Origin of the sequence: Herpetosiphon geysericola (genome assembly GCF_001306135.1) — a bacterium.
Classification (GTDB): domain Bacteria; phylum Chloroflexota; class Chloroflexia; order Chloroflexales; family Herpetosiphonaceae; genus Herpetosiphon; species Herpetosiphon geysericola.
The window spans coordinates 20,312-33,347 of record NZ_LGKP01000011.1 but is presented as its reverse complement, the minus strand read 5'-3'; the positions used below and the strand labels follow the sequence as shown (position 1 = coordinate 33,347).

Annotated in this window: 10 protein-coding genes; 7 read left to right on the top strand and 3 right to left on the bottom strand. The window is 51.5% G+C overall.

The genetic code is table 11. The features are described from left to right. Positions 1-179: 179 nt before the first annotated feature. Complete coding sequence (locus SE18_RS05420; RefSeq protein WP_054533412.1) at positions 180-1,466, top strand: acetyl-CoA hydrolase/transferase family protein; 1,287 nt, start codon at positions 180-182, stop codon at positions 1,464-1,466. 47 nt (positions 1,467-1,513) lie between these two features. Here the strand turns inward: SE18_RS05420 and SE18_RS05415 are convergent, their stop codons facing one another. Next, a complete protein-coding gene (locus SE18_RS05415) occupies positions 1,514-4,240 on the bottom strand; it encodes a phosphoenolpyruvate carboxylase (RefSeq protein WP_054533411.1) in 2,727 nt (908 codons plus the stop codon). Positions 4,241-4,413: 173 nt separating this feature from the next. Between SE18_RS05415 and trhA the strand changes: the two genes are divergently transcribed. The 5 genes from trhA to SE18_RS05390 all read left to right on the top strand — a co-directional run bounded on the left by trhA (position 4,414) and on the right by SE18_RS05390 (position 10,361). Continuing rightward, positions 4,414-5,076 carry a PAQR family membrane homeostasis protein TrhA gene (gene trhA, locus SE18_RS05410; RefSeq protein WP_054533410.1) on the top strand — a complete coding sequence of 221 codons (663 nt, stop codon included), beginning with the start codon at positions 4,414-4,416 and terminating at the stop codon, positions 5,074-5,076. A gap of 393 nt (positions 5,077-5,469) precedes the next feature. Next, positions 5,470-6,921, top strand: coding sequence for an ArnT family glycosyltransferase (locus SE18_RS05405; RefSeq protein WP_054533409.1), 1,452 nt, complete (start codon positions 5,470-5,472; stop codon positions 6,919-6,921). A 15-nt stretch (positions 6,922-6,936) separates the two neighbouring features. Next, the gene (locus SE18_RS05400) at positions 6,937-7,713 is read left to right on the top strand and encodes a DUF1295 domain-containing protein (RefSeq protein ID WP_054533408.1); all 777 of its coding nucleotides are present in this window, start codon (positions 6,937-6,939) and stop codon (positions 7,711-7,713) included. Between the two features lie 299 nt (positions 7,714-8,012). Further along, a complete protein-coding gene (locus tag SE18_RS05395) occupies positions 8,013-9,140 on the top strand; it encodes a LuxE/PaaK family acyltransferase (protein ID WP_054533407.1) in 1,128 nt (375 codons plus the stop codon). Between the two features lie 45 nt (positions 9,141-9,185). Beyond that, on the top strand, positions 9,186-10,361 hold the full coding sequence (locus SE18_RS05390; protein ID WP_054533406.1) for an MFS transporter: 1,176 nt from the start codon (positions 9,186-9,188) through the stop codon (positions 10,359-10,361). Here SE18_RS05390 and SE18_RS05385 read toward each other — a convergent pair. Next, the gene (locus tag SE18_RS05385; RefSeq protein ID WP_054533405.1) at positions 10,358-11,587 is read right to left on the bottom strand and encodes a GGDEF domain-containing protein; all 1,230 of its coding nucleotides are present in this window, start codon (positions 11,585-11,587) and stop codon (positions 10,358-10,360) included. The two genes, SE18_RS05390 and SE18_RS05385, sit on opposite strands and share 4 nt — an antisense overlap. Positions 11,588-11,863: 276 nt before the next feature. On the opposite strand from SE18_RS05385, the gene SE18_RS05380 reads away from it, so the two are divergent. Further along, positions 11,864-12,298 (top strand): ester cyclase, encoded by a 435-nt coding sequence (locus SE18_RS05380; protein ID WP_054533404.1) that lies wholly within the window; start codon positions 11,864-11,866, stop codon positions 12,296-12,298. Here SE18_RS05380 and SE18_RS05375 read toward each other — a convergent pair. Continuing rightward, positions 12,295-13,035, bottom strand: a complete 741-nt coding sequence (locus tag SE18_RS05375; RefSeq protein WP_054533403.1) for an AraC family transcriptional regulator — start codon at positions 13,033-13,035, stop codon at positions 12,295-12,297. The two genes, SE18_RS05380 and SE18_RS05375, sit on opposite strands and share 4 nt — an antisense overlap. Between the last annotated feature and the right edge of the window lies 1 nt (position 13,036).

Genomic DNA, 13,036 nt, shown 5'->3' with positions numbered 1-13,036 from the left:
AATTTAATCGAACAGATGTATTATAACGGCTGTCTGTGACAAATGGCGCGACAATGTAGCCAATGTTGAGGTTGCCAAACCTTAACCCATTCCATAGCTCTTTTCACTTCGGAATGGCCCAAAATCGGGCACAATAAAGCGGTAGCCAAGCTACAACAAAACGATTTAGGGGGCTTAGGATGCGTTACGTTTCAGCCAACGAAGCTGTTCAAGCGATTAAATCACACGATCGTGTGTTTATTCATAGTGTTGCCGCAGCACCTCAACAATTAATTGCGGCCTTAGTGGCCCGGGCCGATGAACTGCGCGATGTGGAATTAGTGCATATTCATACTGAAGGCCCAGCGCCATATACCGATCCCAAATATCGCGAAAGTTTTCATACGCGAGCCTTATTTATTGGCTCGAATATTCGCAGTGCCGTGGTAACTGGCGAAGCCGATTATGTGCCGGTCTTTTTGAGCGAAGTGCCAGGTTTGTTTCGGCGCGGGATTTTGCCGCTTGATGTGGCATTAATTCAAGTTTCGCCACCAGATCAGCATGGCTTTTGTTCGCTGGGCGTTTCGGTTGATGTTACCCGCGCTGCGGTCGAAGTAGCCAAATGTGTGATCGCCCAAATCAACCCGCATATGCCCCGCACCCATGGCGATGGTCAGATTCATCTCAATCAGATTCATTTTGCGGTCGAAGTCGATGAGCCAATTTATGAGCATGCGCCAGCCACATTGAGCGATGTAGAACGGGCGATTGGCCGCCATGTTGCTGGCTTGGTCAGCGATGGCGCAACCTTGCAAATGGGCATTGGCGCGATTCCCGATGCAGTGCTTGCAGCCTTGACCAATCATAAAAATTTGGGCATTCACACCGAAATGTTTTCCGATGGAATCATCGATTTGGTGGAACGTGGCATCATCAACGGCAAAATGAAGAAAACCCACCCTGGCAAAATTGTTGGCGGGTTTATGATGGGCACGCGGCGTTTGTATGATTTTGTTGATGATAACCCGCAGATCGCCATGCTCGACATCACCTACATCAACGATACCAGCGTGATTCGGCGCAACCCAAATGTTACAGCGATCAACAGCGCAATTGAAGTTGATTTGACTGGCCAAGTTTGTGCCGATTCGATTGGCACCTATCAATATTCAGGGGTTGGCGGCCAAATGGACTTTATGCGGGGCGCGGCGCTCTCAGAGGGCGGTAAGCCAATTATTGCCCTGCCTTCAGCCACCCGTCGCGGCCAATCGCGCATTGTGCCAGTGCTGCACGAAGGAGCCAGCGTGGTGACCACCCGTGCCCACGTTCAATATATCGTGACGGAATATGGCGTGGCCTATTTGTACGGCAAGACCTTGCGCGAACGGGCCAAAGCCTTGATTGATATTGCCCACCCCGACCAACGCGAAGCCCTCGAACGCGCCGCCTACGAACGCTTTCACGGCGAAGCAGCACTGAAACATTAATCAAAACGCCCCGCATTGTAGTTTTGCAATGCGGGGCGTTTTTGGGCTTAGCCAGTGGTACGCAAGCCGCTGGCGATGGCATTAACCGTCAGCAGCAATTGTGTTAATAATTGCTCGCGCTCTGGCACTTGCTCGCTCGGCAAGTTGCGCCATGTGTGCAGCAAATTAATTTGTTGCTGATGCAATTGGCTGAGCCGTGCTTGGCGGCCTTGCAACATGCGGTAGATGCGTGGCCGACGTTCGGCCAAGCTGCCGCCAAAAATCAGCTCTAGTTGCTGTTGAGTTTGCTTAAATTCGGCCTCGATTGCAGCCATAATTGGCTCGCGCACCGCCGAATCTTCGACCAATTGGCTGTAGGCGTGCATCGTCGCCAAATCAGCAGAGAGCATACTGGTGCTAACATTGGTCAGCAAATATTTAAGTGGATACCACTCAAAAGCAGCGGCTTTTAGTTGATCAAATTGATCGGGATGTTGCTCGGCGAGCCATGCCAAGCTGCTGCCAACCCCATACCAACCAGAGAGGAAAAAGCGGGCTTGGCTCCAACTAAACACCCATGGAATCGCCCGCAAATCGCCAAGCGTGCGTTGGCCAGTGCGGCGGGCTGGCCGCGAGCCAATTTTGCCTTGCTCAATCACATCGATGGGCGTGGCTTGGCCAAAAAACTGAATAAAGCCCGGCGTTTGAATCAAACTTTCATAGCGTTGGCGGCTATAGGCGGTCAAGGCATCCATAGTTGGCGCAAGGCTATGCGGGGTTTGATCGCGCTGCGAGCCAAGCAAGGTGGCTTCAGTTACCCCAGCGACCATTAATTCCAAATTGTAGACTGCCGTGATCTGGTTGGCATATTTTTGGGCGATGGTTTCGCCTTGCTCAGTCATGCGTAAATCGCCTGCTAAGGCTGCTGCTGGCAAGGCATTCAAAAAGCGGTGGGTTGGGCCAGCACCACGGCTAATCGTGCCGCCACGGCCATGGAAGAAGCGCACCCGCACATTGTGCTTGGCTCCAACTGCTGCTAGCGTGCCTTGCGCTCGATACAAGCTCCAAAGGCTAGCCAAAATACCGCCATCTTTGTTGCTATCGCTATAACCAACCATTACTTGCTGCACGCTGGTTTGGCGCAAGCTGCGGCTGGCTTGGCTCACTGGATGCGCCAAAAATGCATCGAGAATATCGGGGCTAATTTCCAAATCTTCGATCGTCTCGAACAGAGGCACGACGGGCAGTACACAGGCCAAACCAGCCTCGGTTACCTGCAACAAGCCTGCTTCACGGGCCAGCAAATAAACCGCCAGCAAATCGGAGAGGCTACGGGTCATGCTGATAATCAGCGAGCCAAGGCCAGCAGTGCCATGCTGGGCAATTTCATCAGCCAAAACGCGGTAGCAATCGCGCACAGCACTGGCTTCGTTGCCCAATGCAAGATTCGGGTGGGCAAATGGGCGCGCGCTTTGCAACTCGCGGTTGAGCAACTCCAGCCGTTGTGCTTCCGACCAACTGCTAAAGTGATAATCGCTGAAGCCAGCGGCTTGGAGCAATTGCTCAATTGCCAAATCGTGGAATTTGCTGTTTTGGCGAATATCGAGCACAGCGCTGTGAAAGCCCAAGCTTTGTACGCTGCGAATCACTGGCTGAAGATCGTTGAGTGCCAACCGTTGCGCGCCAACTGCATTCAGTTGCTCGACCAAAAATTGCAAATCGGCCACAACCTCGTTGCTTGTGCGATAGTGCCACGGCTGGCGTGGCTGGCCTGCTTCTGGTAAACGCGCAATGATCAGGTTGATCCATTGGCGCCATGGCTCCTCGGGATTGCGCGCCAAAGCAATTTGACCACGCTGACCAAGCGCGGCGGCAGCGCTATCGAGGGCGGTAAGCAAGGCATCGGGTGGTGATTGCAGGCGGTCAGATAAGCTTAATTTGATCACTAATTGAACTAATTGCTCGTGCAGCACGTCGAGCGCATTGCGGCGTAATTCTTGTAAGGCAAAGCGCGTAACCGCCGCCGTAACCAAGGGATGACCATCGCGATCGCCGCCAACCCACGTGCCAAATTGCACATGCGGCAATTGCGCGCTTGGCGGCAGCAGCTTCAGTTCAAAGCCTTGCAGCTGCCAAGCCTGTTGCAAACGCACATCGAGCGTGGCAAGGCTGGCAGGAAAGACATGGCGCAAATAATGAATAATATTACGCAATTCATCGGCAACATCGGGCTTGGCCAGAAAAATCTCGCCAGTGCGCCAAAGCCGCTCAAGCTCAACTTTAATCTCGTTGCGCAAAACTTGTTGCTCAAGCGGAGTCCACATTGGATTCTCGCGCTTGACCAAGAGCAAATATAAGCGTCGATAGTGCTCAAGCATGGTTGCCCGTTTGGCCTCGGTTGGATGCGCAGTCAGGACTGGCTCGACCTGAATTTGGCCCAGCGCGGCGGCAATCTGCTCGGCGCGAAAGCCTGCTTGGCTCAGGCTTTGCAGGGTATTGCCCCACAAGCCAACTTCGGCGTTGAAGCCATCGGCGGCTTCGCGCAGGCGGCGTTGTTGAGCAGCGGCGTTTTCCTCGACCATATTCAGCAATTGAAAGTTGAGCGAGGCCGCTTGAATCGCCCGTTCTGGGGTAATTGGGGCATTGGTTGGGGTTGTGGTGGGCAACCCAAGATAGCCAGCGAGATCGGCTTCGCCTAATTCGTGCAAAACTTCAGCGAAACAGGTTAACAAAAATTCAGCGTCATGGTCAGCTTTGATCAAATCGGCAAAATCGTAGCTTGGCAAATTGGCCATGGCAAATACCTCGAACTACAGGAATCTTCACTCTCGTGGTGCAACGCTGCGCGCCAAGTATAGCAAAAATCGCTCGCTTGGCTAGCCTAAAAGAACTATACTTGATACTGCAAAGTACTTTGCAATACGAGGTATAATACACGTCAGCAAACCATCGCTTAGCTGGAGGTTATATGGCAAAAGCAATTCAAGAGCGCAACGTCCACTACTCAGAATATTCAGCCGCCGAAGAATTGGCCAACGCGATTACCCATGGGATTGGGGTCGCCTTGAGCGTGGCAGGCTTGGTGATTTTATTGGTGATGGCGATTAATACTGGTGATCCATGGCGCATCGCCAGTTTCACAGTCTATGGCCTGAGCTTGATTTGTATGTATCTGGCCTCGACGCTCTATCATAGCATTCGCAACCCACGAGCCAAATATTTGCTCAAAATTTTCGATCATTGTGCAATTTATTTATTGATTGCAGGCACCTACACCCCAATTTTGTTGGTCAGCTTGCAAAGTAGCGTAGCTTGGACGTTGTTTGGCTTGATTTGGGGCTGTGCTTTTGCAGGAATCTGCTTTAAATTATTTTTCATTAAGCGCTTTGAACTGCTTTCGACTTTGATGTATGTGGGCATGGGCTGGCTCTCGGTGATGGCGTGGGATGATATGGTAGCGAGTTTGCCAGGCGGGGCATTTGCCTTGCTAGTCGCTGGCGGCCTAACCTACACCGCTGGCGTAATTTTCTATCGCTGGGAAAAATTGCCCTACAACCACGCCATTTGGCATGGCTTTGTGATGGGCGGCAGCGTTTGCCATTTCTTGGTCATGGCACTCTATCTCGGCTAAATGTAATGGCTCATAGCATTAACAACGTTATTCCGTACCATAGAAGGGTTGGTTATTCACCATCATTTGTGTCACCACCCTTCCGTCCCGCCTCAAGGCGGGAGACGCAGGGGGGCTTTAATCCCCCTGCACCCCCTCAAATATGATCAGCAACCAAACCAAATTCCTTGATAACATTGAATTCGTGCTCTTGAGTGGAAACTGACCATAGGTTTGGGTTGGGATGAGGAAATGCTCCGGTTGCTCATCCAATGAACCATTACAACTAAAAAGTAGCGCAAGCTCAATCGAATGGCTCAGCCAGCATTAATGCGGCTGGGCTTTTTTTAGGCTTTTTATCAATTTACCAGTATTATTGCGGCGAGCAATCTTTTGGCGTGGGGGATTAAAGCCATGTTACGACGTTTTCGGCGGCGGCGCTTGGCCTTGTGGGCAGTAATTGGCGCGGTTTGTGGCTTGATTTGGCTGCTGCGAATGCCGTTGCATCACCTGCCGCTTGAGCGCGACGAAGCTGCCTATGCCGTCATTGCCCGCGATTGGGCTGATGGGGCGATTCCCTACCGCGACCGTTTTGATCATAAACCGCCGTTTGTCTATGTGGCCTATGCCCCGCCTGTTTTAGTCGGCACCGAGCCAGTGCAGGCGATTCGAGTTTGGGCAACGCTTTGGCTGCTGGTCACAACCTTGGTGCTGTGGCGGGCTGGGCGGCGCTTGTGGCGCTCTGAAGTTGCAGGCGTGCTGACTGCAATCTTGGTGGCAAGCTGGAATAGCGCGGTTTTTCTCCAAGGCGTGACCTTCAACAGCGAAGCGATTATGCTTTTGCCCAGTGGCTTGGCCTTGCTATTTGGCCTCAAAGCGCTTGATAATGGGCAAAAAGCTTGGTGGATGCTGGCAGGAATTGCGGCGGCAGTGGCGATTTTGGCCAAACCAGTTGGCGTATTAATTGTGCCAGCCCTGTTTGTGACCACACTTGCGATTAAAGGCGATGTTAACGAACGAATTGGGCGGGCAATTCTGATTATCGATGGCTTGGCGCTAGTATTAATTCCAACCGTGCTCTACTTTGCGCTTGCTGGCGGCTGGAGCGATTTTGTTGAAGCAAATTGGACGTATAACACGACCTATTTGCAGCAAACCAATGCCACAGTCAGCCAACTTTGGCCAATTTGGCGCTCGTTGCTGCTCTTAGTGGTGGCGGGCATTATTGGCGCGACCATGGCTTGGCGACGGCGGCGCTACTGGCCAAGTTTGATCCTCGCTGGCTTATGGAGCCTTGGCTTGATCGCCAGCGCGTTTGTCAGTTTGCGCGCCTATCCCCATTATTATCAGGCGCTGGTGCCAGCTTTGGCAGTGTTTGCTGGTGGTTTGGCCAAAGTACGTTTTGGCTTTTTACAACAATACAAAGATTTTTCGATAGTTTTGATTGCGGTTTTGCTGGCAATTCTACCCTTGAGTAGCCTCTGGCCATTGTATAATAAGACTCCCGAAGCCCAAATTGAACAATTATATGGCGTTGATGGCCGTGAATTCTTTGCCCTCGCGCCCAAAGTGGTCGAATGGATCGATAGGAATGTGGGCAAGCAAACCAGTGTGTGGGTTTGGGCGGCCGAGCCAGAAATTTACCTGTATGGCAACTATGCGGTTCCAAGCCGTTTTCCCTACGATTATCCCTTAGCGATTTTACCCAATGCACTCGACGAGACGTTGCAACAGTTGCGCAGCAAGCCGCCAAAAGTGATCGTGACCTACGGCGCGGTACGCCCGATCGGCTTTGATGCCATGCTGAAAGTTGCGCCCTATCGAATACGTGTGCATTTGGGTGGTTATGATATTTGGGTGCGTTAGCCATGTGAGGTTTGCATGAGTTTTTGGCTAATTTGGGGGTTGGGTTTGGCGGTCGTGATGGTTCCGCTGACGCTGGCGTGGTTGTGGAGTGTCAAAATTACCAATGCCAGCATTGTGGATATTTGTTGGGGTATGTGTTTTGTGGCCTTGACTTGGTGGTATTTTAGCCAAGCTCAAGGCGATGAGCAACGCAAACTGATTATTAGCAGCTTGGTGACAATTTGGGGTTTACGACTAACCCTTTACATTGGCTGGCGCAATTGGGGCAAGCCCGAAGATTTTCGCTATGCTGAGTTTCGGCAGCGCTACGGAGCCGAGCGCTATTGGTGGTTTAGCTTTTTCCAAGTATTTTTGCTCCAAGGTATCTTGGCATTGATCATTTCAGTAACCTTGCTTGGTGCCCAAACTGGGGCTAAAAGCTGGAACTGGATCGATTATCTGGCGCTTGTCGTTTGGCTCATTGGCTTTAGTTTTGAGGCCTTTGGCGATTGGCAGCTCAGCCGCTTCAAGGCTAATCCGGCCAACAAAGGCCAAGTGCTACGTTCTGGCTTATGGCGCTTCACCCGTCACCCCAATTATTTTGGCGATTCGGCAGTCTGGTGGGGTTATGCGCTCTTTGCAATTGCCGCTGGCAGCTATTGGCACATTATCGGCGCATTGCTCATGACCTTGCTGATTATTCGAGTTTCTGGCGTGATGCTACTAGAACGTACCTTGGTCAAAACCAAGCCCCAGTATGCAGATTACATCGCCAAAACCAGCGCGTTCTTGCCGTGGTTTCCCAAAAGCTAAATAACGAGTGTAACCCTGTTTAACGCAGAGGCGCAGAGCAAGTATGGCTAATGGCTATAAGCTTTTGGTTTTTGGCTTTTGGCTCCAGTGGCATAGCACTAAACTTCCGATAGCCTAGCCACCACATCTCTGCGCCTCTGCGTTAAAGCCCGATCCCCGATCCCCTCTGCTCTCTGTTCTATGTTCTATGTTCTTTTTGATTTTTGACTTTTGACCTTATTGATAACAAGACCCAAAGTGCCCGTGGTACAATTCAGGTTGCGTCCTGAGGGCGTGTTTTGGCTCAACTGAGGTTGGAAATGAACGAGATAGAAACCCTAGACTTCGAAATTCGGGCTTTGATGCAAGCAGGTGTGCGCTCGATCGACCCTGCTGACGATAGTTTATTTAATGATTTAGCCTTGCGCACGTTTCGCTACCAATGGCAACACAACCTTGTCTATCAACGCTATTGTGAGCGGCGTATGCTCAGCCCTGAGCGGGTTAAGCATTGGACGGAGATTCCGGCAGTGCCGACCACCGCCTTCAAGCACTTGCCACTCACCACCTTTCCGCCCGACGAGGCTCAAGTGGTTTATCGCACCAGCGGCACAACCCAAGGCAGCGAACAACGTGGCTCGCACTACATCCGCGATCGCTCGTTGTATGAAGCATCGCTACGGCCAAATTTAGCCTATCACCTGTTTCCCGATGCTAAACGGATGCCGATTTATGTGCTGTTTTGGCAGGCGCATGAACTGCCGCAATCGTCGTTGGCGCATATGCTCAGCGATGCAATTGAGCAGCATGGCAGCCCTGAAAGCCGCTATGTGTTTAGCGCCGAGGGCCTTGATTCAGCAACTTTAGCCGCAGCGCTTGATGCAGCGGTTGCCAACAATCAGCCCATTTGCTTGATGGGTGTGATGTATACCTTCGTCTATTTTCTCGATTGGTGCGCCGAGCATGGCAAGCGTTGGCAATTGCCCAAGGGCAGCCGCTTGATGGACACTGGCGGCTCGAAAGGCAAAGTACGCGACATTGCCCGCAACGATTTATATGCCCTCTACAGCGAGGTTTTGGGCATTCCATCAACGATGTGTGTCAACGAATATGGCATGACCGAATTGGGCAGCCAATTTTACGATAGCTCGTTGCACTCGGCCTATCTGCGCGAATGGCAGCCACGGCATAAAGTTGTTGTGCCATGGGTGCGCACCCAAGTTGTCGACCCAACCACTTTTGCACCCTTGCCTGCTGGCGAAACTGGCTTGTTGCGCCACCTCGATTTGGCCAATCTCTATTCGGTGCTTGCCTTACAAACCGAAGATTTAGGCGTGGTCGTGGCCGATGGCTTCGAGGTGCTTGGTCGGGCCAGTGGAGCCGAACTCCGTGGTTGTTCGCTGGCTGTTGAAGATGTCCTAGCTGCTCGCCGCAATGGCAATGGCTAATAGTTATAGGAGCCACTAGCCGCTTGCCTGGCTAGAAACTCGCCTATGAAACGCTCTCCTCTTTTGACCATCTTTTTGATCGCTTTTGTTGGCACAATGAGCTATGGGGTCGTGATTCCGATCACGCCGTTTTATGCTCAAGAATTTGGGGCTTCTGAGTTTCAAGTTGGCTTGATTGTCGGCTGTTATGCCTTGATGCAATTTATCTTCGCCCCGATCCTTGGCCAATTATCCGACCGCTTTGGCCGCCGCCCGCTGCTCATTTTGAGTCTGATCGGCACAGTTTGTAGTTTGCTGCTGTTTGGCTTCGCCAATAGCCTGGTTTGGCTGTTCGTTGGGCGTATGTTCGATGGCGCAACTGGCGGTAATATTTCGATTGCTCAAGCTTATGTGAGCGACATAACCACTGACAAAGATCGCGCGCGCGGCATGGGTATGGTTGGCGCAGCGCTTGGCTTAGGCTTTATCGCTGGGCCAGCAATCGGTGCTTTGCTCAGTCGCGATGGCAATTATCAGTTGCCAATTTTTGTGGCTGCGGGCATCGCCATGCTCAGTTTAGTGTTGACCTTTTTGGTGCTACCAGAGCCAGAACGCCATGCCCCACAACAAGGCCGTACCTTCAACTTAATGAAACTATTGGCAGCGGTGCGCAAGCCTAACGTTGGCCGCTTGCTCAGCATTACCTTGTTGATCAACTTGGCATTTGTGGCGTTTGAAACAACCTTTGCCTTGTTTGCAGCGCGCCGTTTGGAGTTTGGCTCGCATCAGACTGGCTATACTTTGGCTGGAGTTGGCGTTGTGGTGGCAATTGTCCAAGGCGGCTTAATTCGCCGTTTGGCAGCCCGTTTTGGCGAAGCAAGCTTGATTGTGGCTGGCTCGTTGTTGCTCGCACTCTCGTTGGCAGGCTTAGGCTTTATTCAAAATGTATGGCATTTGGTGGCGATTTGTATTGTGCTAGCAATTGGCGAAGGCTTGCTCACGCCATCGCTTTCATCATTGGTCAGCCGCAATTCGTCAGCTCACGAACGCGGCGAAAATATGGGTTTGTATCAATCGATGAGCAGCTTGGCACGAATTTTCGCCCCACTATATGCGACGTGGATGCTCTCAAATGTTGGCGAAGCTTCGCCGTATTTGATGGGCAGTGTGTTGGTGGTGGCAGGAGCGTTGATTGCGGTTGGCTTGCCCAGCGCCGAGCCACAAGCGCAACCAGCCCACTAGGCATAAATCGACGAATCAACATCAATCACTAGCTCTTCGTTGTTAAGCGCGCTGCCAGCTTCAAGTTGGTTCAACAACATTCGGCGCTCATAGACAACCCAGCGATTCTTTCCGGTTTCTTTGGCTTCGTAGAGCGCTAGATCGGCAGCAGTCAGCAATTGGGTTTCATTAAAACCATGCCAACCACAGACCGCAATCCCAATGCTGACTGTATGCTCAATAACTTGCTCACACCAAACGGTTGGCTGGTGTTGAATGGCTTGGCGCAAGCGTTCGGCCAAGAAGCTTGCCTGTTGCACCGTGGCCGCATCAACAATCAGCAAAAATTCTTCTCCACCCCAACGCCCAATCAGATCGTTAATCCGCACTTGTTCGCTCAGCACCAAGCCAATATGACGCAGCACTGTATCACCAGCGTGGTGGCCATAGCGATCATTAATTTGCTTGAAACTATCAATATCTAGCATAATTACCGCAAAACCCTGCTGGTTACGCCGCCATTTAGCCATTGCTTGCTCTAAATAGTCGTTGATTGCCCGCCGATTGGCGAGGCCAGTCAACACATCAATACTCGCCAACGCTGATAAATCGCATTGCAGGCGCTGGGTAATCATCACGCCAAACCCACCAGTCCACAGCAGCGAAAGCAGCAAAATCAACACACTATAGCCAATTTGCAAGCTAGCAACGCTCGGCCATACCTGGCGATACCAGATAGAGCTTAGGGCAGCAACGACCAGCACCATTTTCAAACCCAAGGCAATTGCCAACAACCGACTGGCACTTTGATACGGAATTGTGCGCTGAAACAAGACCCGAATTGCGGTATAGGCCATGCCCAAGCTGCCAATCAACATCGCTAAACCAATAATCAGGCTTGGCGCAGCCCACCACCAGGCACTCGCACTTAGCAAGCCAACCACAAGCAGCCAACTCAATCCATAGATCCGCGCAGAATTACTGGCCCCAATAAAACGCAAAATCCCGCTACTTAAGCCAAACAAGCCACTGAGCAGCACAATATAGCTAGCAGTAGTTGCCATCAATGAGCTTGCAGGCAGCAATGCTTGAATCAAAAAGCCCACGCTCAAGCCAATTGTGCCCAGCAAAAAGCAGCGTATCCCTTGATAGCGCCGGATAAATACCAAAAAAGCTCCAATCACACATGCTTGGAGCAACAAACCAATTCCGACAATCAAGCTAACCGTTGGCTGATCAAGCGCCATGATTCCTACCTCCGTAGGGTGGGTAGTTCAGTGGTCAAAAGCTCTTAAGAAAGCAACGCCACAGCGCAGCAGACTTGGTAACATCGAGGATTCTTTAGGCTCCTACTACAATACCACTAGCGGTAGTTTTTCTAAAGTAGCCATTTAGTAGCCAATGTTGGCGCAAGGTGGCTCGCCATTTGGCAGCGTGCAATAGGTTTTTGGCAGGTTGCAAGCGGCCTGGCGTCAACAAATTCGCTAGACTAGCAGCATCACATAGCAGATGGAGCTGTTGCAATGTCAGAACAAATCACGCTCAATCGCCAGATCGTTCACCAGTTTATCGAGCAATGTTGGAATCAAAAGAACCTCAATCGCAGCGAGCAATTGCTTAGCCCTGATTATGTCGACCATGCTTATCAGCCAGCCAATCAAGCTGGATTAATCGCGATCCTCGAACAATTAAGCCGGAGTTTTCCCGATCATCAGCAGCAGATTCTACAAACGGTCGCCGAAGCTGATCGGGTTGTCGTTCAGTTGCGTTTTCGGGCAACTCATTTGGGTGAATTTCGGGGCATTGCGCCAACTGGGCAGACTGTTGACGTTGCAGTTTATCGGATGTATCGGCTAGCACAAGGCCGGATTGCCGAGCATTGGGCCTTATTCGATACTGCTGGCTTATTTCAACAATTGCAGGTGAGCCTTGATGGGCAAAAAGCTTGCCAACGTTAAGCGTAGCCTTGGCGAAATTGGCGTGGTGCTTGGCCGCTAAATTGGCGAAAGGCACTGCTAAAGCTAGTTACGCTTTCAAAACCAATTGCCAAAGCGACTTCTAAAATGGGCAAATTGCTGGCAAGCAACAATTCGGTTGCGCGAATCATGCGCGCGCGATGCAGATAGGCCCGCCACGATAGCCCCAATTCGCTGGCACAACGGCGCGCCAAGGTGCGTTCGGCCATGGCTCCTGCTTGGGCTGCCATGGCCAAGGTAATCGGTTGCTCAAGCTGGGCCAAGCTATAATCCAAGGCCAATTGTAAATCTGTCGATTGAGCAACTGGGAGCCAAAAATTATCAGGCTGGGTCGCTAGCTCCAAACAAACATCAGCTAAAGCCAATAAAAAGCGCTCAGCTTTGGGATCAAATTCGGCGCTTTGGGGCCAGCGTTTGGCATGTTCCAACATTGCTTGAGCCATGGCCGAAACGCTAAACACCCGACAATCAGCAATTGGCAAATCAAAACTGCTTGGAGGAACAATCAACGAGCTACACACCACCGCGCTTTGGCAATGAATCCGAATTGGCACATGCGCTGCAATCCATGCAGCCCGCTGCGGTGGCAACAACCAGCGCAGCGTTGCCACCTCCAGCTGAAACGCACCTTGGGCAGCATACAGCAAATAGTGATGCGGAAACTGTTTCCAGCCACTATCGAAGGCCGCCAAGGTTTGATACAAACAATAGATTTGCATC